Annotated in this window: 23 protein-coding genes and 1 riboswitch; of the genes, 10 read left to right on the top strand and 13 right to left on the bottom strand. The window is 42.6% G+C overall.

Annotated features, from left to right (window positions below; translation table 11 throughout):
- The first annotated feature begins 53 nt into the window (after positions 1-53).
- A complete protein-coding gene (locus MKY34_RS06770) occupies positions 54-1178 on the top strand; it encodes a response regulator (protein WP_342514444.1) in 1125 nt (374 codons plus the stop codon).
- A 175-nt stretch (positions 1179-1353) separates the two neighbouring features.
- On the opposite strand, the gene MKY34_RS06765 is transcribed toward MKY34_RS06770, so the two are convergent.
- Positions 1354-2223, bottom strand: a complete 870-nt coding sequence (locus tag MKY34_RS06765; RefSeq protein WP_342514443.1) for a DUF4351 domain-containing protein — start codon at positions 2221-2223, stop codon at positions 1354-1356.
- Positions 2224-2676: 453 nt separating this feature from the next.
- A riboswitch (SAM riboswitch) is annotated at positions 2677-2781 on the top strand.
- Positions 2782-2863: 82 nt separating this feature from the next.
- Here MKY34_RS06765 and ssuE point away from each other — a divergent pair.
- The 6 genes from ssuE to MKY34_RS06735 all read left to right on the top strand — a co-directional run bounded on the left by ssuE (position 2864) and on the right by MKY34_RS06735 (position 7929).
- Positions 2864-3421 (top strand): NADPH-dependent FMN reductase, encoded by a 558-nt coding sequence (gene ssuE / locus MKY34_RS06760; RefSeq protein ID WP_342514442.1) that lies wholly within the window; start codon positions 2864-2866, stop codon positions 3419-3421.
- A gap of 190 nt (positions 3422-3611) precedes the next feature.
- Complete coding sequence (locus MKY34_RS06755; protein ID WP_342514441.1) at positions 3612-4784, top strand: acyl-CoA dehydrogenase family protein; 1173 nt, start codon at positions 3612-3614, stop codon at positions 4782-4784.
- Positions 4785-4809: 25 nt separating this feature from the next.
- On the top strand, positions 4810-5661 hold the full coding sequence (locus MKY34_RS06750) for a transporter substrate-binding domain-containing protein (RefSeq protein WP_342514440.1): 852 nt from the start codon (positions 4810-4812) through the stop codon (positions 5659-5661).
- 63 nt (positions 5662-5724) lie between these two features.
- Positions 5725-6432: an amino acid ABC transporter permease gene (locus MKY34_RS06745; RefSeq protein ID WP_342514439.1), complete on the top strand. Its 708-nt coding sequence runs from the start codon at positions 5725-5727 to the stop codon at positions 6430-6432.
- Positions 6433-6444: 12 nt separating this feature from the next.
- Positions 6445-7158: an amino acid ABC transporter permease gene (locus tag MKY34_RS06740; RefSeq protein ID WP_342514438.1), complete on the top strand. Its 714-nt coding sequence runs from the start codon at positions 6445-6447 to the stop codon at positions 7156-7158.
- Positions 7159-7173: 15 nt separating this feature from the next.
- Entirely contained in the window at positions 7174-7929 is a 756-nt protein-coding gene (locus tag MKY34_RS06735; RefSeq protein WP_342514437.1) for an amino acid ABC transporter ATP-binding protein, read from the top strand.
- 545 nt (positions 7930-8474) lie between these two features.
- On the opposite strand, the gene MKY34_RS06730 is transcribed toward MKY34_RS06735, so the two are convergent.
- The 7 genes from MKY34_RS06730 to kynU all read right to left on the bottom strand — a co-directional run bounded on the left by MKY34_RS06730 (position 8475) and on the right by kynU (position 17342).
- The gene (locus MKY34_RS06730; RefSeq protein ID WP_342514436.1) at positions 8475-9320 is read right to left on the bottom strand and encodes an Rpn family recombination-promoting nuclease/putative transposase; all 846 of its coding nucleotides are present in this window, start codon (positions 9318-9320) and stop codon (positions 8475-8477) included.
- A 265-nt stretch (positions 9321-9585) separates the two neighbouring features.
- Positions 9586-10788 (bottom strand): diguanylate cyclase, encoded by a 1203-nt coding sequence (locus MKY34_RS06725; RefSeq protein WP_342514435.1) that lies wholly within the window; start codon positions 10786-10788, stop codon positions 9586-9588.
- A 267-nt stretch (positions 10789-11055) separates the two neighbouring features.
- Positions 11056-12768, bottom strand: a complete 1713-nt coding sequence (locus tag MKY34_RS06720; RefSeq protein WP_342514434.1) for an AAA family ATPase — start codon at positions 12766-12768, stop codon at positions 11056-11058.
- A gap of 275 nt (positions 12769-13043) precedes the next feature.
- Entirely contained in the window at positions 13044-13676 is a 633-nt protein-coding gene (kynB, locus tag MKY34_RS06715; RefSeq protein ID WP_342514433.1) for an arylformamidase, read from the bottom strand.
- Between the two features lie 13 nt (positions 13677-13689).
- A complete protein-coding gene (locus MKY34_RS06710) occupies positions 13690-15036 on the bottom strand; it encodes a sodium-dependent transporter (RefSeq protein ID WP_342514432.1) in 1347 nt (448 codons plus the stop codon).
- Between the two features lie 108 nt (positions 15037-15144).
- Positions 15145-15999: a tryptophan 2,3-dioxygenase gene (gene kynA, locus MKY34_RS06705; protein WP_342514431.1), complete on the bottom strand. Its 855-nt coding sequence runs from the start codon at positions 15997-15999 to the stop codon at positions 15145-15147.
- 65 nt (positions 16000-16064) lie between these two features.
- Positions 16065-17342, bottom strand: a complete 1278-nt coding sequence (gene kynU, locus MKY34_RS06700; protein WP_342515207.1) for a kynureninase — start codon at positions 17340-17342, stop codon at positions 16065-16067.
- Between the two features lie 180 nt (positions 17343-17522).
- Here kynU and MKY34_RS06695 point away from each other — a divergent pair, with 180 nt between their 5' ends.
- On the top strand, positions 17523-18137 hold the full coding sequence (locus MKY34_RS06695) for a TetR/AcrR family transcriptional regulator (RefSeq protein ID WP_342514430.1): 615 nt from the start codon (positions 17523-17525) through the stop codon (positions 18135-18137).
- Positions 18138-18218: 81 nt separating this feature from the next.
- Here the strand turns inward: MKY34_RS06695 and MKY34_RS06690 are convergent, their stop codons facing one another.
- From MKY34_RS06690 to MKY34_RS06675, 4 genes are all read right to left on the bottom strand, one after another.
- Positions 18219-18887 (bottom strand): RluA family pseudouridine synthase, encoded by a 669-nt coding sequence (locus MKY34_RS06690; RefSeq protein ID WP_342514429.1) that lies wholly within the window; start codon positions 18885-18887, stop codon positions 18219-18221.
- 141 nt (positions 18888-19028) lie between these two features.
- Positions 19029-19466 (bottom strand): hypothetical protein, encoded by a 438-nt coding sequence (locus tag MKY34_RS06685; RefSeq protein WP_342514428.1) that lies wholly within the window; start codon positions 19464-19466, stop codon positions 19029-19031.
- Between the two features lie 39 nt (positions 19467-19505).
- Complete coding sequence (locus tag MKY34_RS06680) at positions 19506-20168, bottom strand: DUF2812 domain-containing protein (RefSeq protein ID WP_342514427.1); 663 nt, start codon at positions 20166-20168, stop codon at positions 19506-19508.
- A gap of 19 nt (positions 20169-20187) precedes the next feature.
- The gene (locus tag MKY34_RS06675) at positions 20188-20508 is read right to left on the bottom strand and encodes a PadR family transcriptional regulator (protein ID WP_342514426.1); all 321 of its coding nucleotides are present in this window, start codon (positions 20506-20508) and stop codon (positions 20188-20190) included.
- Positions 20509-20881: 373 nt separating this feature from the next.
- Here MKY34_RS06675 and MKY34_RS06670 point away from each other — a divergent pair, with 373 nt between their 5' ends.
- Positions 20882-21199: a phospholipase gene (locus MKY34_RS06670; RefSeq protein WP_342514425.1), complete on the top strand. Its 318-nt coding sequence runs from the start codon at positions 20882-20884 to the stop codon at positions 21197-21199.
- Between the two features lie 90 nt (positions 21200-21289).
- On the top strand, positions 21290-21544 hold the full coding sequence (locus MKY34_RS06665) for a hypothetical protein (RefSeq protein ID WP_342514424.1): 255 nt from the start codon (positions 21290-21292) through the stop codon (positions 21542-21544).
- 69 nt (positions 21545-21613) lie between these two features.
- Here the strand turns inward: MKY34_RS06665 and MKY34_RS06660 are convergent, their stop codons facing one another.
- Positions 21614-23803, bottom strand: coding sequence for a malate synthase G (locus MKY34_RS06660; RefSeq protein ID WP_342514423.1), 2190 nt, complete (start codon positions 23801-23803; stop codon positions 21614-21616).
- Positions 23804-24247: the final 444 nt, after the last annotated feature.

The raw sequence follows: 24247 nt of genomic DNA, 5'->3' as shown, positions 1-24247 counted from the left end.
GGTCATATTTGGTAGAATGGAAATAGATTTCGACGAAAAGAGGGACTTTTGACATGGATGTAATTTTAATAGACGATGAGTATCTTGCGCTTCATTATTTAGAGAAGTTGCTGTTGGAAGTGTCTGATGTCAAGGTCGTGGGGACCTATACAAATCCACATGAGGGCTTAAAGGCAGTGCTCCGGAAAAAGCCAAGTCTTGTGTTTCTTGATATTGAAATGCCAGAGTTCAATGGCATTATGCTTGCTGAGCGTGTGCAGCTGTTATTGCCGGATACACGTATTGTTTTTGTCACGGCTTTCAATGAGTATGCGGTGAAAGCTTTTGAACTTCATGCCATTGATTACATTGTGAAGCCTGTTCAGCGCGAACGGTTGGCGAGTACGTTTCAACGAGTATCGAAGGAGATACGACCGATTGCAGTACCGACGATTGTACCGAAAACAGCTATGGTATGTGCGTTTCAATCGCTGTCGTTTGTCTGGGACGGAGAGGTTCCTGAGGAAATTCCTACACGCTGGCGAACATCAAAGGTACGTGGTGTATTTGCTTTTTTACTGCATCACCGGGGAACAATTGTGCGAAAAGATTTGTTGCTCGAACTGTTCTGGCCTGAAATTGATTCAGAGAGAGGTTTCATGCAGTTGTATAGTACTATCTACCAAATTCGGAAGACGATTTCTTCCTTGGACTTTAATATTGTCATCGTGAATCATGACAGCGGGTATCGACTCGATTTGAATGATGTGAAGTTTGAGGTCGACGAGTGGGAAAACAGCATAAGAGATTTGCCAAGTATCACAGAAGAGACATATCAACAGCATCGTTCGTTACTCGACACCTATCGTGGCGATTATTTGGCAGCTGAAGATTATCTATGGGCGGAAGGTGAACGAGAGCGCTTGCGCGTGGTTTGGTTTACACAGTTGTTTACAATTGCGAAGTTTTTACAGGTGCAAAAGCAGTATCCTGAGCTGATTACGTTGTATTTACGTGCCCAAACCTTGTATCCGCATGTCGATGAGATTTACTATAAGTTGATGCAGTTATATGACTCGATTGGGAATAGAGCGAAGGTGAAGGAGTACTATAGTACGCTGGAAAAGATGCTACGACAGGAATACGGTACGGAGCCTCGTCAAGAGATTCAGATGCGGTATCGGAACTTGATGTCATGAGAGGGAGCCTGGTGCAAAAACACTCACCTGAAAAAAGCACAAACGGTGTCTGGTATGGACACCGTTTGTGCTTTTCAAATTGCAGTTGTAACTATACTACTCTCTATTGAAGCGTTTCTCGCAGTTCTTCAATCTTTTCTTGATCTAAATGCGTCACCTTGGTAATTACCTCCAACTAAATGCCTTCTTTCAACATCTCCAGCACGACTTCCTTTTTCCCCTCTACTATACCTTGTTCTATCCCCTTCCGAATCCCTCTCTCCTCCCAATAATTTGGCAACTGCGTGAACTTGATTTCACCTTCGCTCTCCAATCGGATAACTTCTTGCATCAGCTCTTCCTCCTCTTCGTCATCTAGTTTCAAATATTGTTCAAAGAAATCGTTGACGAACCTTGTACGTGCTGGGTCCAATTGCATCCTAACGAGCATTTTCAAAAACTCCAGCTTTATCTGTACCTTATCCTCTTTCCGATAGCCCATTTTCCCAAACAATGCCGCTGCTACTGGATTGTCTGACTTGGTGTAATCCCGCCAGTTTTTCTTCTTTAATTCGAGCATCAGAAAGTTAAAAGTCAGCACATGAAAGAATGAAAACTCCATCGTAAATTGATCATATTCCGTATGTTTGCCATCATAACTAAAAATCGCAATCGGCAAAATGGACTTTCTGTATTTGTTATAAAGCAAACTGAAATACAAATACATCCGCTTATGAAAGTCCTCTTGATATGTACTTTGCGGCTCCACATGAACAATAATGAGTGTATCTGTACCTTTCAACTTTGCTTCAATGATAATGTCAACTCGTCGATTTTCACCTTTGATCAAATCCGTATACAACTCTTCAGATAGCGGTTTGATCGACTTGAAATCGATTCCTGCATGAACCTCTGGAAAAAACACGTCCAGAAACTCTATAAAGAAATTGTGAATCAGTTCTTTAAATATCTGGTCATGCTTCACATACGTTTTCTTCTTTTTTCGAACCATCATTGCCGTATGATAAGGCATTGAAGATTCTTTCACACATGTCATTACAGCCATCTCAACACATCCTTTTTCCAAAGTAATGATGCATTCTCCAAGGTGTAATTTATCTATAGTAGTGCTCGTTTTCGGTAATGAAGGAGTGAGACGTCCCTTCCTATACCAAGCATATAACAGAAGAAAAGAGCTGTAAATTGTACCCTAAAAACAAAAATTATATTTAACCCCTTTTTGGCTCTCAAATATGATATTTAAGCTAGGTAGTGTTTCTGGTATATGACAGACAAATCTAGTTAGACAGTAGCTTTTTAATACCATTATAATTCCTACAAAATTAAATCTTGGACATAAAGTAGTGAAAGTTGGATACCAGGCCATTGAAGTTGAATAGTTTTGGAATGGGTTCATCCACCACACGCCGTCATTTAAACTATCCCTATTAAAATACTAAACTTTAACCTTGACAACCATAAAGACATACTATATTGTTAATTCCAACAACTTTATATCTACTTATCAAGAGAAGCGTAGGGACTGGTCCGATGATGCTTCAGCAACCTCTGTTTGACAGGAAGGTGCTACCTCCAGCAAGAGTCCATTCTTGAAAGATAAGAGCTATCGCACTCAACAGTCGATCCCTCTTTCTATGAAAGTAGAGGGATTTTTTCGTACATAAAAAAAGAAAGTGGGTTGTTTGATGCATAAAATCGTCATGATTTCTGGGAGTCCATTTATGCCTTCTAGAACAGATCTTGTCTTGCAGTATATTGAATCAACACTACAGAAAAAGGAGATCTCCGTCTCTTATATTTCTGTTACAGATATCCCACCAGAAGATTTAGTTTATGCGCGCTTCGATAGCCCTACGATTCAAAACATTGTGGCGCAAGTGGAGGATGCGAATGGGGTTGTCATCGCCTCGCCTGTTTACAAAGGGTCTTATACAGGTGTGTTGAAGTCACTTTTTGATTTATTGCCTGAGCATGCCTTCAACGGCTTACCTGTTTTACCACTCATGGTTGGTGGCAGTTCGGCGCATTTGCTGGCGATTGAATATTCGTTGAAGCCACTAATTTATAACTTGAAAGGAAGCTCGACGCAAGGCGTGTATTTCATTAATTCTTGCATCGATAAGGAGCAATCCGCTAATCCCATTACAGATGCGGATTGTGCTCTTCGCCTCCATACACAGTTACAAGAATTGATAGACACGGTCGAATTAAAGAGGAATGCTTCACAACTAGTCCGCAGTTAAAAGACGGGAGCCAGCCACTGCTACAATTCATGCCAAATACTCTCCAATTTCCATACTCTTTCAAAAATAAACAAATGCCCTCTTGACAATTAAATTGGGCTTCGCTTATCATAAAACCTAGTAAACAAATAAGAATTACTAACATATAATAAATTCAAGATCTTTTAACCTAAAAAAGGGGGAATGCACAGTGAACATATTCGCGAAAACCGAACGGCAGAAACGGTGGCTACAAAAACTGCAGGAGAAAGAAGCTACATTCAAAAGCTCAGCAGCACAAATTGATGAACTATCTATCTTCCCGAAAGACAACATACAGGCACTAGTGGACATTGGTTATACAAGCAGCACACTGCCAACTGCTTATGGTGGCGAGGGGCTTTCCGTCTATGATATGGTGCTTCTCCAAGAAACGCTTGCCAGCTATGATGCCAACACAGCCCTTTCTATCGGTTGGAACCTTGGCGTTGTTGGTGAACTTTTTGAGAGAAAGTTATGGACGGATGACAACCTAGATTTCTTCGCCAACGAAGTACTAAATGGCGCATTAATCAATCGGTCAGTCAGTGAAGCCCAAACAGGAAGCCCTACACGTGGTGGGCGCCCTGGCACAACAGCCGTCAAAAAAGGGGACACTTGGATGCTAACAGGACGCAAAATTTTCACTACCGCCTCCCCTGTTTTAACGTATTTTCTAACATCTGCCTGGATTGAAGAACAACAGCGCGTCGGCTTCTTCCTACTCCATCGAGATTTAGCCGGTATTTCAATAGAAGAAACATGGGACGTCATTTCAATGAAAGGAACCGCCAGCCATGATCTTGTACTCAACAATGTCGCCGTCGATGCGTCGAAACTCGTTGAACTTCCAGAAACACCTAGTGGAGGGCAAATTAACGCTTGGTTGCTACACATTCCCGCGTGCTATCTTGGCATTGCGCAAGCTGCACGTGATTACGCCGTTCACTTTGCCAATAACCATAAGCCAAACAGTCTAAACGGGCCCATTAGCCAATTGCCGAATGTCCAACAGCTTATTGGCGAAATCGATTTGGCTTTAATCCAAGCAAGGCATCTCATCTATGGTGTGGCAGAAACCTATGACGATGAAGACCGAAGAGCCCTTCTGACCAATGAAATCGGTGTCGTCAAACATACCGTGACCAATTCAGCCGTGACGATTGTTGACAAAGCGATGCGCATTGTCGGTGCAAAAAGCTTACAACGTAGCAATCCCCTTCAACGTTATTATCGCGACGTTCGCGCAGGGTTGCACAATCCACCAATGGACGATATGACCATTAAAAAACTAGCACTCACTGCCATTGAACAAGATCAAGCGAAAAACGCGGTTCATGCCTAACTCATACCTAAAGGAGATGTTCATGATGAAAAAGAAAAAATATACAAAACTTGCCGCCGTCGGTTTAGCACTCGTTGCCATTTTAGCAGGCTGCAGTTCAGGAAATGCAGCTGATTCCGATACGGATGTTCGCACGATAAAAGTGGCCTACGACCAATCGACAAAGCCGATGTCCTGGACAGATGACAAAGGAAACGCCACAGGTTACGACGTCGAAGTGATGAAATTGGTCGATGAATTGCTACCAGACTACGAATTTGAGTTCGTCGGAACGACAAGCGATGACCTATTAGTCGGTGTGGAACAAGGGAAATATCAGGTAGGTATTAAAAATGCGTTCTGGACAGAGGAAAGAACAGAGAAATTCATCTTCCCGACAGAATTCATTGGCTTAAGCAGTGCCGGCCTTGTATTGGCGAAAGAAAATGCAGGTATTCAAACGTTGGCCGATTTCGCATCCGCTGGTTTTTCATTAGCTCCGATTGCGGCGAACAACGCCCAATACACGATTATCGACGAATACAACACAGCCAATCCGGATAATAAAGTTCAACTCAAAGCAGGAGATGCATTCTCTGTCGATGTCGTTCAATGGGTCAACGAAGGACGTGTAGATGGTGGGGTTATGATTGAAGGACCTTTTGAAAAGCAAGTCACTGCCGAAGATGGGCCGTATCATAATCTTGTCGATGATGTCGTCTACAACGAATTTGCTGTCATCAAAACGTGGCCGCTCTTTAACAAAAAAGAGCAGGATTTTGCGGATGCTTACGACAAAGTGATTATACAGATCAAAGAAGACAAAAAAACGAACGAATTGAGCACTGAATTTTATGGAAGAGATCTATTTGAAGTATTGGAAGCAGTAGAAAGATAACGGGCGAAAGGCTGTTGAGCGAGCAATCCTCTCAACAGCCTTTCCCATACAGGGAGTGAGAATATGGAAAAGTATTTTGACGCATCGTATATATGGGAGTCCATCCCCGTACTACTCCCTTTTTTAAAGATGACGTTCCTCGTCGCGGGGCTATCCGTACTATTCGGCACGCTCCTTGGATTTGTCCTAGCGGCGGCAAAATTAAGTAACAGTAAACTCGCACAAAAAACAGCGAATGGCTATACAACCATTTTAAGATGTACGCCGTCCATCGTTCTCCTCTTTCTCGTCTATTATGGCATTCCTGCAATTGGGGAGAACTTCGGGTTGGACCTTAATAATGTAAACACCGTTGTGTTCGTGGTCATTACATTCACACTACAGTTTGCAGCCGCTATGTCTGAGGTGATGCGCTCTGCCTATCAATCCGTTGACAAAGGTCAATTCGAAGCAGCGGTCAGTGTCGGCTTAAGTCCGATACAAGCTTTTAGGCGCATTATTCTACCACAAGCATTCGTTGTCGCCTTGCCGAACTTTGGCAATAGCTTACTCGCTGTACTGCAAGAGGGGTCTCTAGCCTACACAATCGGCTTAATTGACGTTGTCGGGAAGGCGAACTTGATCATCGCAAGTAACTTCAATGCCCATACATTAGAGATTTTCTTGGCATTAGCGATTATTTACTGGGTGCTGTCCATTGCCATTGAACAGTTCTTCTTGAAACTAGAAAAAGTATTCGGCAAAGGCAAACAAGCCGTTAAAACGACGTAAGGAGGTGGGAACATGTCAGAGGGGTTAAATTACAAGTTTTTATGGGATACATTTTTCGTGGCATTGTCAGGAGTTCCCATCGCATTAGTCGTAACGGTTATCTCCTTACTCATCGCGTTGCCAGCCGGGTTTCTATTGGCACTCACACGCATTAATCGCATTCCCGTATTGCATCGTTTTGCGCAAGTCTATGTGTCATTTGTGCGTGGAACACCGATTATCATTCAAATTTTCATCGTTTACAGCAGTGTGCCTTTATTGCTTACATCGTTTTTTACGAAGTTCGACATCGGCATCAATGTCTATGATATTCACCCAATTTGGTATGCTTTCATCGTCTTTTCATTCAACACGACGGCCGTTCTCATTGAAGTATTCCGCTCCGCGTTGAGCACCGTCAATAAAGGGCAACTGGAAGCCGCGCAATCTGTCGGATTAACGAATGTGCAGGCCTTTCGCCGAATTATCATTCCACAAGCGCTCGTTGTCGCATTACCCAATATTTGTACCGCAACCGTTAACTTGATAAAAGCGACTTCTTTGGGCTACGCCATGTCCTTGCAAGAAATCACATTACGCGCCAAAGTCGCCGCAAATGTCGGCTACAACTATGTCGAAGCATACATCGATATCTTTCTCGTTTACTTGATTTTATGTAGTTTGGTTGAATACGCCTTTAAATTGTACGAGAAGCGCTTGAGTAAATATAAGCCGGCAACAGCTTAATGGAGGGGTACGATTATGTTAAATGTTAAAAATGTGCATAAATCCTTTGGGAAAAACGAAATTTTAAAAGGCGTCGACATCTCTATCGATAAGGGAGATGTTGTTGTCATACTCGGCCCGAGTGGCTCCGGCAAAACTACCTTGCTCAGATGCTTGAACTTTCTCGAAAAGGCTGATCAAGGGCAGGCTATTTTCGGCGACATTGACGTTGATTTGAAAACCGCATCTAAAAAACAAATCCATGGCATTCGTCAAAAAATCGCCTTCGTCTTCCAAAACTACAACTTATTTAACAATAAAACCGCTTTGGAAAATGTCACAGAAGGATTGATTATCGGCAGGAAAATTTCAAAAGCAGAGGCCAATGAAATCGGCAAACAAGCCTTGACCAAAGTAGGCCTTTCCGAGAAGTATGACGCCTATCCAAGCGAATTATCAGGTGGCCAACAGCAACGTGTCGGTATTGCCAGAGCCGTCGCCCTCAATCCCGACATCATTTTGTTCGATGAACCCACATCGGCACTCGATCCCGAACTCGTTGGCGAAGTGTTAACCGTCATGAAAAATATCGCCAGTGAAGGCACCACCATGTTAGTTGTCACGCATGAAATGTCCTTCGCCAAAGATGTCGCCAACAAAGTGATTTTCATGGATCGCGGCGTCGTTGTAGAAGAAGGTTCGCCACAGGATATTTTCGTCAATCCAAAAGAAGAACGCACACAGCAATTTTTAAAACGTGTTCTTCCCGAGGATTTTACGTATTATATTTGACGATAACAGTCCTTCAGACAAAGGCAGGAGCCAGGCATTGCCACAATTCATGAAAGGACGCGAATTGTTTCAATAGCCTGGCACCCACCACCATCACTGTTTGTGCAACCGAAAGAAAAGCATTCTAAGTTCGCTGCGTCCTGCAGCCACTTTCTATTATTGAAGCGTCGCTCTCAGTTCCGCAATCTTTTCTTGATCTAACTGCGTTACCTCCGCAATAACATCAATGGTAAATCCTTTTTTCAGCATCTCCAGCACAACTTTCCTTTCGCCTTGCTCTAACCCTTATTCTATCCCTCTTCTTTCCCCACCCTCTCGTATCTTTGCGAAAACAGCTTCCATCGTTGGAGACCACTCTCCACTATCAAATTGTACTATGTCATTGACCTCCTTTATTGAAGCCTGGCCCTCAGTTCCTCAATTTTTTCTGGATTCAAATGAGTTACCCTAGTGATAAAGTCTATTGAAGCGCCTTCCCGCAACATTTCCAGCACGACTTGTGCTACGCCTTGTTCTAATCCCTGCTCCAATCCTTGCTGTATCCCTTATTCTATCCCTCTTCTTTCCCCATCCTCTCGTATCTTTGCGAAAACGGCTTCCATCGTTGGAGACCACTCCCCACTATCAAATTGCACCATGTCATTGACCTCCTTTTGGATAATCGGAATGAGTGTGTCATTTAACTTTCGAGATAAGTTTTCCGGTAGTCGTAATAAATAATCAAAAAAATAGAAAACTGCTTGAATTTCTGTCCCCGAATATTGTTTACTTTTAATAATTTCCCGCATGAGCTTCATCTTAAACGCATAACGTTTGTCCGTGTCTTTCTTCGTGTCGTGCATATACTTGGCGGCAAGGACGATTTTGCTAAATAACTTATCTGACTGCTCTAATTCTGCGTAATCATAGTCTGTTAGCTTACAATTAGTATACGCGTAATGCAGCTTCGAGCCAAAATAACTGTAGCAAAATTCTGTTGGATACCGACTGCGATGTGGCGATGTCATCACCGCTAACGCGACAATCTTTTTATTGTACTGATCATAAATGCGATAAAAATATTGAAACATACGCTCCGCGAAGTCTTCCTCATTGTTACTTTGAACTTCCACATGCACCAAAATCCATTTTTCTTCGCCGCCTTTGAGATAGACTTTTACTAATTGATCGGTTGAACGCCGTCCCGATTTGTCCTCGATGATTTCCTGAAAAAGCTCCTGCTGTAAAAAATCTGCCCCAATTGAAAAATCGACTTGCGCATGCAATTCTGGTGAAAAAAACAACAAAAATTCTTCAAACAACTCCCCAATGATCTTTTTCCATAAACCGTCTTGATCTATCGGTCCCATCTTATAATCAGCCGGTTTCTCCCAGACTAATGCTGTTACCACACTAATTCTACACCCCCATCGCGTTTGTTTTCCTGCTAACTCAACTTTATGAAGTTTCTCATCAAAAGTAAATTGTTGTAAATGTATACACACTCTGATAACATCATTTTATTTGAGAAAAGGAGGTAAAAGGATGATTTAATTGAGAAAAATACCCCAAATATTTATTTAGCTCGGCAGATTCAGAAGCCAGCACCTGCGGCTGTAAATATATAGAGGGGATTCAAACCAGTTATCTTTTGGTTTGAATCCCCTCTACACCTTCTTAAACGTCATATTTAAAGTCATTGCGTCCCTCTATTTTCACTTCATATAATATTTTATCTGCACTCATAATACAGGTTTGAATGTCTTCTTGATCAGCAACTTTAGCTATAGTCGCCCCTAGACTAAGCGTCACATAATCTGAAACCTCAGAATGTGCGTGTGGTATTTTCAACGCTCGAATTGCCACTTGTACCCGTTGACAAATAGCCACCATCTGCTCGGTACTTTTCCCATGTGCGACGTAAATAAACTCTTCCCCACCCCAACGAGCAACAAAACCATCCGTATCCTCCGCCACCTTTCGAAGCTCCTTCGCAATCTTAACAAGTGCATCGTCTCCAGGACTATGACCATAATAATCATTAAAACGCTTAAAATGATCCACATCCATCATAATCGTACTCATGTCGAACGGCTGTCCTTCATAGGTTTGATGTAGCTCATTGAGATGATAATAGAACCCTCTTCGATTCGCAATTTTCGTTAACTCATCGAGAGAGGCTTGTATTTCCAACTGGCGATTCGCTTCCTTCAAATGCTGATTCAACAATTGGTTCTTTTCTTTTTCTTGCTTCAAGCGAAGATTTGTTGCATATGATTCACAATACGCATTATAGAGCACTTTTGACGCAAAGATGGCGATTGGCACAAACAAAGCAATGTTGTAAAAACTCAACTTATATAACATATCTTCATACGCATCTATGACGAATAATCCAATGATAATAATCGCCGTCGATACGAAAATCGGGACGATCATTTGGCGACTCGTCGTCAGGAAAAAACCTGAACAAATAATCATGTTCATCATGAAAACCATTACATGCTCATATTGAATCATATCGATAATGGAAATCATACTGCCTAACACCATACTAATCAGAATATAACTTAGGACAACCTTTTCATAATACCCTACCACATTCGACCTACTCGATCGCCTAAACTTCTCCGGTCGAAAAGCGATTAAAAAAATCAGATTCACGATAATAAAAAGCCCATATACAATGATGTATAAAAACATCGTCTCTACCTCGTATGGCCGAAACAACAAATTCACAATCATAAACCATGAAATAATGAAGATATACATTTTAGTAGCAAGATGTAATCGATTGATATTCTCTATAACACGTACCCTACGAAACCGCTCTTCGTTATACTGATTTGTCATAAATGCTGTGCGTAATATACTTTTCAAAATAACTCCTCCAATATAGCTCCACTAATGACATTGCTCTATTTTCAGATGAGTATAAAATCGAAAGGACTAATAAAAGTAACGAATAGATTATTAGACCTATATTTAACAACCTTTTAGTACGCGTCAATAATCATATCATGCCGAACTATACACTTCATATCCAAATCTATACACCTAATAACAGGTTTTGATACCAATAAAAAACAAATACCCATTAACCTAACGATGTGAAGTCGTTACATTAATGGGTATTCTCTCATAGACCTATGCTTTTTGCAGAACCGAACAATCATTCACAATCTGCTGAATGGCTAGGCCATCTAGTGTTTCTTGCTGCATAAGCGCTTCGACAAGCCGCTCAAATGCAAATGAATGTGCTTGAATCAGGCGCTCTGTTTTGTTTAGTGCCTCCTCAAAGAGCATTTGCATCTTCGCTTCTTTCTCCTCTTTTGAAAAAGTAAGGGTAAAGCCATCTCGCAGTAGACCCGTATCGACCATGCGTTCAATAATTTCCTTCGCCTGCTGTACATCGCCGCCGACGCCGATACTATGCTCGCCAAGATACAAGCGTTCCGCCACGCCCCCCGCAAGGATCATGCTCACCTGATCCAGCAGTTCACTAGCCGTTTGCAAATGCAGCTCCTTCTGAATAGGCGCCACATACCCAAGTGCTTGTCCACGTGGAATAATCGTTGCTTTGCGTACAGAACCTGGCTTTGTCACAGCGGCAAGCAAGGCATGGCCTGACTCGTGAATCGCCACTCTACGCTTCGTTTCTGGATCATTCAATGTACGGGACGTGCTTCCAAGAATCGTCCGGTCAATGGCAAAATCGAGATCTCCTTTATCGATTTGTCGACGCCCATCACGAACCGCTCTTCTACTCGCTGTTTCAAAAAGAACGCCCAACTCAGCACCCGAAAAACCTGATGTACTTTCCGCTAACATGCTCAACGAAGCAACAACATCATCGGCTAACAGCCTGCCCTTCGTATGAATATCAATAATTTCTCTTCTTCCGATTGTATCCGGTAAAGGTACTTGGAACGAAAAATCGATTCGGCCTGGACGAAGAAATGCCTCATCTAGCATGTCCTTTCGATTTGTCGCTGCGATGAATAACACACCTTCGTTATCGTTGCCGCCATCCAACTGAACGAGTAGCTCTGTTAACGTTTTTTCCGTTTCTTCCCCACCATGTGTTTTCCGTTTACCCGCGAGTGCATCTACTTCATCAATAAAGATGACTGCCGGCTTCTGCTTTCTTGCATTTTGGAACAAGGTACGCACACGGGACGCACCAACCCCAACAAATAACTCTGTAAAAGCCGCACCGCTTGCGGAATAGAATGTTGCCCCAATTTCACGTGCAATGGCTTGTGCCAGCAGCGTCTTTCCTGTTCCAGGCGGTCCATATAACAAAATGCCTTTAGGCGGATGAATCCCCATCTCCCGTGAACGTTTCGGTTCGTTAATAATGGACAACGTTTGATGAATCTCTTCTTTCATTTCCGCTGGCAATCCACCAATATCCTGCAATGTAATATCTGGTAGCGGCGTTGCCTTCGCCGCACTATTTTTCATAGCAGAAGCCCCGGCGCCAATCTTCCCTTTTTTATGGAGCACGAACAATGTAATCAGTAACGCTATGAATAAACCACCCAACACTACACTGCCCAATTGACTTTGATCAGAATAGGTATAGGTAATCGGATATTTTTCAACTAATTGTTCAACAAGCTGGCTTTGTGGCCGAACTTGTGTCACGTAAAGCTCGTCTTGCATTTTTACATAGACAGTTCCATCGGCGGTTTCTTTTAAGGAAACCAGTTGACCGTTTTCAGCTTGAATCTTTTGTTCTAGCTCAGAAAACGAAACGGTGATTCCTTTATCCGCACTGAAGATGTACCATCCAATACTTGTTGCGATTCCAATGACTAAGAGGGCCAGAACAACAATCTTCTTTGCAGCCTGCAAATCTTCCCCAACTCCTTCTTGGATATACGTTCATTATAGAGAGTATAGGTCGATTTGAACATGGAAATAATCTCCGTCACTTGAGATTTATAGAATAACAACAGTGCTTCTTGATTCATTTATTTATGGCCGCCACAACAGTTCTCCATACTAAATGACTAAAGAAAAATCTCCATGTACTTATCCACAATACAAGGATTTTATAGTTTCCTATGGAATAAAAAACGCTATGCCCCGACACATTCCACTATCGTGTCAGGACATAGCATATATAGTTAATCCAGTTGCCGAATGACAGCACGTACTGGGCTACCATCCGCTCCTTCGATAGGAAGCGGTAGTGCAATTAATTCATAATCGCCGGGCTCAACATGCCCAAGCATAACGTTCTCTAAAATGTTCACGCCATTTGCATGCAATGAATGATGGGCCTCCATACTTTTACTATCTAACGCATCGACAGAAGGAACGTCCACGCCAAGTAAACGAATTCCTTTCTCTTGTAAAAAAGGTCCGATATCTTCGCGTAAACATGTGATACTCGCTGGAAAAATCGTTGGATTTATACTAGCAACCGTTCGCAAGAGTAGTCGCTTAACGCCATCTAGCTGAAATGACTCCAGCTCCTGTCTGCCAATACTTGCATGTCCTGTTACATCAATGATACGCGCAGGTCCAACATAAAGATTAATGTCCAGCTCATGCACCTTCTGCCCTTCATCGTCAAAATGGAAAGGCGCATCGACATGCGTACCTGTATGCAAGCTCGTCGTGAAACGTCCAATATTGACAGAACCCGTCTGCTCTTTCGAATACGCAAGCTGATACGTAAACGGCGTATCTCCTGGCCAAGTCCCAATCGCATTCGTTAACGGCTGTGAAATATCAATCCATTTGCGTTCCGGCATCGAATTCACCACCTTATCCAATAATGCCGAGCGTATTCAAGAACACCACACCAATGGTAATCGGCACAACCCATTTCATCAAAATTGTCCATACTGAAAATAATACAGGCGATACGTTGCTGCTTAGATTAAATTCTTCTTTCACAAGTACACGATCCATTTGATGAATAATAAAGATGGCAATTAAGAAGCTTCCAGTTGGTAACATGATATTACTCACAAGAAAGTCCGTCGCATCGAATATGTTTCTATCAAATAGCGTGATTCTTGAAAGACTACTTGAAGACAATGCCGCCGGAATCGCTGCGATGAAAATCACTAATCCCGTTAACCAAGTAGCTGATTTCCGTGATCTTTTCCCATTCGCCGTCAGCGCTGCAACAATAATTTCATATAAACTAAACGACGATGTTAGCGTTGCAAATAGGAAGAGCAATAAGAACATACATAAGAACAGCCCACCTAATGGCAACTGTGAAAAGACGGAAGGTAACACCATAAACAACAAGCCTGGTCCTTCTGCTGGCTCAAAGCCGAATGCAAAAACCACCGGGAAGATTGCAAGGCCTGCTAGTAACGAAACGAAGATGTTTAGCCCCACAACCGTACTTGCCGAAGAAGTCAGGCTGACATCTTTCTTCAAGTAAGAACTGTACGTCACCATACAAGAGAATCCAACTGCCAGCGAGAAGAACGACTGACCTAATGCATACAAGATGGATTCCCCTGTAATATTCGAAAAGTCGGGTGCTAGGAAAAACTTCACGCCTTCCATTGCGCCTTCCAGCGTCAATGAGCGTACGACTAAAATGATAAAGAAAATAAATAACAAAGGCATCATATATTTATTCGCCTTCTCAATACCATTTTGAACCCCAGAGGAAATAACAAGGACATTCGCTAATGTAAATATTAGCAATCCCGTGATTGTAATCCATGGAGAACCTGTGATAGCACCGAATAATTCCGGATAATTTGCCCCCTCACTAATCACTTTCCCTGGAATCGATAATGCACTATAAATAAGGACCCATCCACCTACAACACTATAAAAAGATAACAGCAAGAAACAACCTAAAACACCTAATCTACCGATCCAAACCCACAAACTATCCGGCGCAAGCTTTTTGTACGCACTGATTGCTTCTTTACCGGCACCTCTTCCAATCACGAATTCGGCAATCAACATCGGAAGCCCGATTAATAGTGTAAAGGCAACAAAGATAAGGAAAAATGCGCCTCCGCCACTCATTCCTGTTACATATGGAAATTTCCATATCGCTCCTAGTCCAATGGCCGCCCCTGCCGAAGATAGGATAAACCCTAATTTCGATGACCACTGATCTTTTCCTTCATTCATGTTACTTCCCCCACTTCATTCGTATGTACTAAGATACCGCCAGACCACCCCGAAATCTGGCGATACCATTTCACATGCGGTGTCCAGTTACCGCACGTCTTTGTTCGCTTACAGCTTTGTGCGCAAATCCCAAAGCTCGGGGAAGAAACGATGATCCAATACTTGCTTCAAATAATTAACACCAGAAGAACCACCAGTGCCTACTTTAAAGCCAATAATCCGTTCTACTGTTTTCATATGACGGAAACGCCATTGTTGTAGCCAATCCTCGACGTCCACTAATTTTTCAGCCAACTGGTACAGCTCCCAGTGCTTATCGACATTGCGATAGACTTCCTCCCACGCGGCAGCGACAGTCGGATCGCCTCCATAGGTTTGTGAATAATCACGTGCCAATAATTCCGGATTAATGGCAAATCCTGCGCGCGCAAGTGCCTTAATCGAAACGTCATAGATGCTCGGTGCATGATAGGCCTTTTCTAGTATCTCATGTACAGCCGAATCTTTCTCGTAAATTTTAAGAATATGTGCGGTTTTATAGCCTAATGCAAATTCAATTTGTCGATATTGGTACGATTGGAAGCCAGATGCTCTTCCTAAATCATCACGGAACTCCAAGTATTCAGCAGGTGTCATCGTCGATAACACATCCCACGCTTGAATAATTTGCGATTGAATCTTCGTCACACGCGCCAGCATTTTAAACGCCGACTGCATTTCTCCCGCTTCAATGGCTTGAATAGCCGCCGTCATCTCATGCAACGTTAGTTTCATCCATAGCTCGCTCACTTGGTGGATGATGATAAAGAGCATTTCATCGTGATGACCTGACAGTCGGTTTTGGCTCGATAAAATTGAATCCAAATCCAAATACTCACCATATGTCATATTGTTTTTAAAATCCGTGTGGATATTCTTTTCTGCGTCAAGTTTTTTATGAAGGTCTGCGATTGATTTTGACATTATTATTCCTCCTAGTTTATCAATTAAAGAAAGCGCTTTCTTCATGCTATAGGTTGCACATTACTTTATGCAACCACATCACGCTTATTCTCAAACTTCTTGTATTGCTCTTCTTCCATAATCGTTTTCAGAATTTGCACAACTTCCCACACTTCTTCAAATGTATTGTAGAGCGCAACAGGCGCTAAACGAATGCCATTTGGTGTACGGAAATCCGGAATGACATGATTTGCTTTTAACGCCTTACAAATACGTGCTGCTTCTGCATGCTCTAAATAGATATGTCCACCTCTAGTCGCTGCATCCCTTGGGTTTGCCACAACAAAACTATAATCGCCTAACTCTGCGTCGATTAGCATCATAAAGTAGTTCGTTAGTTTTAAAGATTGTGCCCGCACTGCCTCAATGCCTACTTCATTAAAAATAGATAGTGATCCTAAAAGTGGTGCCAAGCTGAGAACATGTGGTGTACCCATTTGATAAGCACCCGAATCAGCGGCAGGTGTTAGTATATGTTCCATATCAAATTGTTTGTCTTTGTTCGAGCTAAACCAACCGGCAAGTCCAGGCGCTGTCCCGAAATGCTTCCTGTTGACATACAAACCGCCTACAGAACCCGGTCCACCATTCAAATGCTTATAGGTACACCAGAAAGCAAAATCCACATCCCAGTCGCTCAATGCATGAGGAATCGAACCAACTGAATGACATAAATCAAAGCCAATTACAATGCCACGTTGATGTGCAGCAGCTGTCAGTCGTTGCATATCCAATAATTGTCCACTGCGATATAACACGCTCGGCAACACAATCAGTGCAATGTCATCCGTCATAGCTTCGATAATATCCTCTTCTTGAAGTGTTCGCCCATCTTGACTTTCCACTTGCACAAGATGCTCCGCCGGGTCATAGCCATGTAGTTGCAACTGGCTTTTTAGCGCATAAATATCCGATGGGAAATTTAATTCATCCGCCAATATTTTCGTTTTCGTTCCTTCTGGTTGATAAAAAGTAGAAACGAGTTGATGCAAGTTTACCGTCGTCGAACCTGTCACAACAACCTCTTCCGGCTGTGCCCCTACAAGTGGTGCATTCGCCGCACCTAATTTTTCGGACAGATAAAACCAAGGGTGTTCACCGTTTGTCCAACCGTCAATGCCATACTGTTTCCAGGAATCAAATAACTGCATTAACGTAGATTCTGCTCGTTTCGATAGCAAACCAAGGGAGTTCCCATCAAAATATATGGAGTCCGGTTGGATATAAAATTCATCACGATAAGTTTTCAAGTCATTTTGTTGATCCAACTTTTTTGCATAGTCTTTTGTTAGCTGTTCATTCATTGTCACAACTGCCACTCCTTCATATCTAAGTTTTCTGTATATTGATACTATAGCAGGATGACAGATTAGCAGTCAATGACATTATGTCATTGACATTATATCATTGACTGAATTGCCACTATTATCGTTATACGGTAAACTACATAGAGTAGAATCTAGTAATGAAAGGATGGGTGCGTAATGGACAAAACCGACGTCCTCTCCAAACGACAGCTAAAAGCCTTACAAACGCGGGAGAATCTGTTGCATGCAGGTCGCGCAGTATTCTTAGAAAAGGGCTTTCAAAAAGCAACGATGACGCAAATTAATGCGCTGGCCAAGACAGGCTATGGCACAGCCTATTTATATTTTCAAAACAAAGACGAGCTATTCACAGTTGTCATGGAAGACATTATGACGAAAATGTATGAAGTAGCAGATCTCCCTTTTCATCCACAAACTAAGCAAGAGGCCTACGCGCAAATCAACGAGCAAACGCGCCTTTTTCTGCAATCAGCCCTCGATGAAAAAGACATGATGCGTCTCATCAAAGAAGCAATCGGTGTATCTGAAATTGTGCAAGACAAGTGGAATCAAATCCGCACGCGCTTCATTGGCGGGATTACAAAAGACATCACCTACGTCCAACAGGCGGGGCTGGCAAAGAGACACGGCAATGCCAATTTGCTCGCCAAGGGCTGGTTTTATATGAACGAGCAACTGATGTGGGATTTAGTGCTCGATGAAGTTTCAGACGATATTCATGACATCGCTGCTACGCTTACGGGTCTGTATACTGAAGGTGTGTATGAATAAAAAAGCGCAGGGTGCCTAAATAACATAAATAAGACGCCTCATTCATCCCGAGCATGGGAAATGAGGCGTCCTATTGTTATGTCAAAATAGATTCCACGGATATTCGTTCGGCGGCTGTGACTGTACTTCAACAACTTCTTTCGTTGTTGGATGAACAAATTCTAGCTTATGCGACCATAAAGCAATTTGTTGACCCGGGCGATTGACGTGTTGACCATATTTTTGATCACCATAGAGTGGATAGCCAGATGTAGAAAGCTGTACGCGGATTTGGTGGGAGCGCCCCGTATGGAGACGAATAGACAGAAGACTTAGCTCTTCGGTGCTGCTAATCACTTCGTAATCAAGAATGGCTTGTTTCGCATTCGCATGATTCGCCGCAACCGCATGCACTTTGTTTTGCTTCGTGTCTTTATAGAGATAATGCTCCATTGTGCCCCTTTTCTTATGCGGAACCCCTCTAACAACTGCCAAATACGTTCGATCCAACTCTCTTTTTCGCAAGATATCCGATAAGCGGGAAGCTGCCTTCGACGTTTTCGCAAACACCATAGCACCACCAACCGGGCGATCCAAACGATGCACAAGCCCTAAATACACATTGCCTGGCTTCTGATAACGAACCTTTATATCTTCTTTTAACAATGTCAGTATATCTGCATCCCGACTATCGTCACCTTGCACAGGAATATTTACGGGCTTTTCTACTAGCAGCAAATGATTATCTTCATAAAGAATCGGTATATTCATAAATTGAAACCCCTTTAGTATCGGTAATCGACTAGGAGGGAGCTGTCACTCATTTAGTCATATTGTATTATACTGAAATGCATGCGAGTAAGCGAACATTCCGCGAACTGGGTAGACAACTTTACTATTGCGCTGACAAGCTTACTTCTCAATCAAAGCCAATTTCTCTTCCACCGCTTCCAAAATACGCTCCATATCTGCATAGCCGTAATAATTCACATGTATAACCCCACTGCCTTTCGCCGCAATGACTTCCTTGAATCCATCTTCCTGACGAATATACAGGATATCGAAAACATCACTTTCTACCTTACTTATCGCTTCCCTAAAATGATTAATCCGTGCCAAATCAACGAGCAGCTTTTCCTTCATAGAAGGGAAATTCAATTTGTAAACTTGCGTATTGATACTCGGTGAATAGGGTTCATTCTCATCTTCCCAAAGTTGGTCAGGAACAATGCCATGTTCATATGACTCATACTGTAGCGGTGCAACTAGGCTCCAGTTAAACGTGTATTGATTTAAACTGTCTAGTAGTTCTTCTTGAATCATATTTGGATTTTGTTCAATATCCGCCAAGCGAACTATTGGTAAATCAGCACTATCTGCTGGAAGCGTCTATACCTTTTCTAGCATAATTTGTGCCACTAATAATGAAATATTGATTATCGCCAATGCAATGAGAAATCCTTGAATAGCAAGCGTTGTCCACCTTTTCTTTCTCCATGCCGCATGATGATCAATTAGACTTCCTTCTAGTAACGCTTTCCTTAATCTACGAATTGAGAAATTAGCTTGTAGCATCGTATACGCTGAGGATACTAAAGTAATTATCACAACTATCGAAAGTAAATCCCCTTTGATGATTGTTAGATAAGGCGTCCTGTCAAAGTACCATAGAGATACTAATATTGCTATAATTAGTGTGCACAGAATAACTGTCATCACGGTATTCTTTCGAATTTTTTTGGCCCACTCTTGCAATGTATAAGCCTGTTCCGCTGGATCCGTATGCAATTCAGGTGCTTGCAATTCCGTCGGTGATGAAAAAACATTGAAGTCGCCATACTTGGTAACATGTGTCCAACCCGCTTCTTGAAACATTTCCTTATCCCCAGCCGACATCTTTTTATTCGAAGTTGTGTCAATTCGATAACGCGTTTCTTTGCATTCTCCTTGCTCAAAACAAGCAAAAAAGACACCTATTTTTTGTAAATTCCAGCCTTCCCGTGCCATATCCGAAAACCAGCTTTCATGCTCGCCTAAACGCCAACTATCCACTAGTATTTTCCTTTTCTTCCTACCTATGATGATCACCTTCCCTCAAGATTGCCCCATCTTCAATCATCGCCGCCAAGCGTTGATATTCCTGCCGTAATGCCTGCTCACCATCAGACGTAATTGCATACGTTTTGCGACGACCATCATTTTCTGCTAGAACAATGAGCCCTTCTTTTTGCATACGTGCAAGAACCCCATATAACGTACCCGGCCCCATATTGACCCTACCATTTGACACTTCTGTAATGGCGCTCATCAACCCATAGCCATGACTCGGATTCATCAACGTCAACAATACATAATACATCGCTTCCGTCATCGGTCCACCCGCATATTTCATGTCCGTCACCCCACTATTATGTTATGCGATATAACGTATAACATAATAGTCGTCAATAGGAAGATTTTCGTCAATATCCGAATAGAATCAATTACGCCTCGGCGTAATTGATTCCAGATTTTTTTCGAGCTTGCTCGAAAAGCTCCCCTAAAAAATCTGTGACATCCGCCGGAGGCTTTATCTTCGTTCAGCAGGCGTTTGAACACCCACTGAACAAAAAATAAAACCATATTTATCTCGCCACCTATCTAGGTGAGAGTCTTCTGCTGAATGAAGATAAAAGTTATTCAAAATATGGCTTAAAGAATGCCAAACCCCGTAGGTAAGCGTTTATACGTAATGATTCACCTGTGAATACAGTAGAGTAAAGGCTATGAAATATAGGAAGGAGGATTTTGTTTTGCAACGGAACAGACGTAGAAGATTTCGCTTTTGTGTCTTACCGGGGTATAACTGGTGCGGGCCCGGTTGCAATGGGCCTGGTGCTCCCATAAATGCTGTGGATGCAGCTTGTAAAGCACATGACATATGTTACCGTAAAGGCAGAAGTCCATGCGAATGTGATCAAGAATTTCTTTGCCGTTTACGACCTCATATCGATTCATGCACAAAAGAAGGAAGGCATGCCCGTCTTCTCTATCATTACATCAAAATGCAAACATTTATTACATGTAATACCTTCAGATGGTGATTCGCGAAACGTCACTCATTTTATACGTATCAAAAAGACATCTCCTTATATGCTCAGATGAGCTAACCGGAAGATGTCTTTAATCATAGGGTGTGCTGCTTTTTTCATGGTACAAGTGACTCCCGACTTTCAACTCTCATTGCGCGGTTCGCGAGTGACTTTGATCGGTTCGCAGCACTCATTGCGCGGTTCGCGAGTGACTTTGATCGGTTCGCAGCACTCATTGCGCGGTTCGCAAGTGACTTTGATCGGTTAGCAGCACTCATTGCGCGGTTCGCAAGTGACTTTGATCGGTTAGCAGCACTCATTGCGCGGTTTGTCATTCATAACCAACACGCACCCTAAAAAAAGCAACACATCCACGGAAATATCCGCGAGATGTGTCGCCTTTATCATAGAGCCTATCCTTACACGTTACCGCCCTCCAGCAGTAACCGTTCCATACTTCGCTTTTGCTTCAATACGGCGCTGATGCAAAATCGGCTCCGTATAACCATTTGGCTGATTATATCCTTCGAATACAAGATCACAAGCTGCTGCAAATGCGACTGAATCGTCAAAGTTAGGCGCCATTGGACGATACAATGCGTCTCCAGCATTTTGTTCGTCAACCACTTTCGCCATACGCCTCATCGTTTCTTCTACTTGAGCATTTGTACAAATGCCTTGGTGTAGCCAGTTTGCAATATGTTGGCTTGAAATTCGTAATGTTGCACGGTCTTCCATTAGACCAACATCATTAATATCAGGCACCTTAGAGCAACCTACACCTTGGTCAATCCAACGTACAACATAGCCTAAAATTCCTTGTGCATTATTATCAAGTTCATTTTGAATCTCTTCCGCAGTCCAGTTCGGGCTTTCGTTAATCGGTAGCTGCAAAATATCATCTTGAAAATCTTTTGAGCTAGAAACTCCTTTTTGCACTTCACTGACATCCACTTGGTGGTAATGAAGGGCATGCAAAGTTGCTGCCGTTGGCGATGGAACCCATGCTGTATTCGCGCCCGATTTAGGATGTCCAATTTTTTGTTCCAGCATTGCCGACATTAAGTCAGGCATCGCCCACATCCCTTTACCGATTTGCGCATGACCCGGTAATCCGCAATCGATGCCGACAGCGACGTTAGACGACTCATAAGCTTGTAACCAAGTCGTTGCTTTCATATCACTTTTACGAATCATCGCACCTGCTTCCATGGACGTGTGCATTTCATCCCCCGTACGGTCAAGGAATCCTGTGTTAATGAAAGCAATTCGTTCTTTCACTTCATGAATACACGCTTTTAAGTTTAGGGACGTACGACGCTCTTCATCCATCACACCAATTTTCAGCGTATAACGTTGTAAACCGAGTAAATCTTCCACACGATTGAATAGCTTATTCGCAAAAGCTACCTCTTTCGATCCATGCATTTTCGGCTTCACGATGTAAACAGAGCCATGATCAGAGTTTTTTAAGCTATTGTCATCACGTAAATTATGTTTCGCAATTAACGATGTAATGACACCATCTAAAATACCTTCCGGAACTTCCTCTCCCTCTCGATCAAGTACAGCACTATTCGTCATTAAATGACCCACGTTACGAACGAACATTAGCGAACGCGCAGGTAACGTAATCGCTTCCCCATTTGTCGACGTATACGTACGATCAGGATTTAATGTACGTGTAATCGTTTTACCACCTTTTTCGAAGCTTTCAGCTAAATCACCTTTCATCAAACCTAACCAGTTACGATAAACGAGTACTTTATCTTCCGCATCGACCGCAGCAACGGAATCCTCACAGTCCATAATCGTCGACAATGCTGATTCTAAGTACACATCTTTCACGCCAGCTGCGTCATCCTTACCAATGGAATCATTCCGATCGATTTGAATTTCAATATGCATGCCGTTATTCACAAGCAATATCGCCGTTGGTTCTTCAGGCTGTCCATTGTAACCGACCAATTTTCCTGAATCCGCTAAAGATGCCGTAGTTCCATCCGTAAGCGTTGCTACTAATTGACCGTCAACAATTGCATATTTTTCGACTTGTGTATGCGACGCATTCGTTAATGCGACAGCTTCATCTAAAAAGTTTTTCGCAAAAGCAACGACTTTGTTACCGCGGACCGGGTTATAGCTTTTCCCTGCCTCGGCTCCGTTGTCATCACTAATCGCATCTGTTCCGTACAACGCATCATAAAGACTTCCCCAGCGCGCGTTAGCAGCGTTGAGCGCATAACGTGCATTGTTCACCGGCACTACTAACTGTGGTCCAGCTTGTACAGCAACTTCAGCGTCCACATTTTCAGTCGTCACGTCAAAGTCTTCTACTTTTGGCTCTAAATAGCCGATTTCTTGCAAAAATGCTTTATAATCATCGAAATTGAATGTCTCTTTATGCTCTACATGCCAGTTATTAATAGCCGTTTGTAATTGAGCTCGCTCCGCCAATAATTGTTTGTTTTCTGGCGCTAGTTCATGAATCACCGCATCCAAACCAGACCAGAACTCCCCTTGTTCTACTCCCGTCCCAGGTAGCGCTTCTAAATTAATAAAATCATAAAGGATTTGTGACACTTGAATGTCACCGATTTTTACATAATTCTGCATTTCTTACATCCCCCTTAGTTTTAACTATTGCTCATCGCACAATGACCAACACCATCTAAATCAATTACGCCTCGGCGTAATTGCGTCCAGATTTTTTTCGAGCTGGAGCCAACAGGATGTTGGTCATGCAGCCGTTGCGAATCGAACCCTTCAAGACGTCGCGTACTTAGACTGCCTTCTTAGTCCCTCTAAAAAATCTGTGACATCCGCCGGAGGCTTTATTTTTGTTCAGCGAGTGTTTTCTGCCGAACGATAATAAACTGAAAATACTACCTATATGTACTATTTAAACATATATGATGCTCCCTTACCATAAAGGAGGATATATTCAGGAAAAATAATGATGGAACCCCTTCTATATAAGATAAGTTGAATTTATACGTTTCCCCACTCTCTTAGTTGATTGGAGTGGAGAGCAACGGAATCAAAGAGGGGCGCAGCCTA

This window comes from Sporosarcina sp. FSL K6-1522 (assembly GCF_038622445.1).
GTDB lineage: Bacteria > Bacillota > Bacilli > Bacillales_A > Planococcaceae > Sporosarcina.
Note: the sequence above shows the minus strand (reverse complement) of the source record. Positions and strands in the feature narration are given on the sequence as shown.

Bases quoted from the DNA above. Each gene is read 5' to 3' on its own strand.
- MKY34_RS06770 (WP_342514444.1), top strand. From the start codon at position 54: ATGGATGTAATTTTAATAGACGATGAGTATCTTGCGCTTCATTATTTA.
- MKY34_RS06765 (WP_342514443.1), bottom strand. From the start codon at position 2,223: ATGGCTGTAATGACATGTGTGAAAGAATCTTCAATGCCTTATCATACG.
- ssuE (WP_342514442.1), top strand. From the start codon at position 2,864: ATGCATAAAATCGTCATGATTTCTGGGAGTCCATTTATGCCTTCTAGA.
- MKY34_RS06750 (WP_342514440.1), top strand. From the start codon at position 4,810: ATGAAAAAGAAAAAATATACAAAACTTGCCGCCGTCGGTTTAGCACTC.
- MKY34_RS06745 (WP_342514439.1), top strand. From the start codon at position 5,725: ATGGAAAAGTATTTTGACGCATCGTATATATGGGAGTCCATCCCCGTA.
- MKY34_RS06740 (WP_342514438.1), top strand. From the start codon at position 6,445: ATGTCAGAGGGGTTAAATTACAAGTTTTTATGGGATACATTTTTCGTG.
- MKY34_RS06735 (WP_342514437.1), top strand. From the start codon at position 7,174: ATGTTAAATGTTAAAAATGTGCATAAATCCTTTGGGAAAAACGAAATT.
- kynB (WP_342514433.1), bottom strand. From the start codon at position 13,676: ATGCCGGAACGCAAATGGATTGATATTTCACAGCCGTTAACGAATGCG.
- MKY34_RS06710 (WP_342514432.1), bottom strand. From the start codon at position 15,036: ATGAATGAAGGAAAAGATCAGTGGTCATCGAAATTAGGGTTTATCCTA.
- kynA (WP_342514431.1), bottom strand. From the start codon at position 15,999: ATGTCAAAATCAATCGCAGACCTTCATAAAAAACTTGACGCAGAAAAG.
- kynU (WP_342515207.1), bottom strand. From the start codon at position 17,342: ATGAATGAACAGCTAACAAAAGACTATGCAAAAAAGTTGGATCAACAA.
- MKY34_RS06695 (WP_342514430.1), top strand. From the start codon at position 17,523: ATGGACAAAACCGACGTCCTCTCCAAACGACAGCTAAAAGCCTTACAA.
- MKY34_RS06690 (WP_342514429.1), bottom strand. From the start codon at position 18,887: ATGAATATACCGATTCTTTATGAAGATAATCATTTGCTGCTAGTAGAA.
- MKY34_RS06675 (WP_342514426.1), bottom strand. From the start codon at position 20,508: ATGAAATATGCGGGTGGACCGATGACGGAAGCGATGTATTATGTATTG.
- MKY34_RS06670 (WP_342514425.1), top strand. From the start codon at position 20,882: ATGAAATATAGGAAGGAGGATTTTGTTTTGCAACGGAACAGACGTAGA.
- MKY34_RS06660 (WP_342514423.1), bottom strand. From the start codon at position 23,803: ATGCAGAATTATGTAAAAATCGGTGACATTCAAGTGTCACAAATCCTT.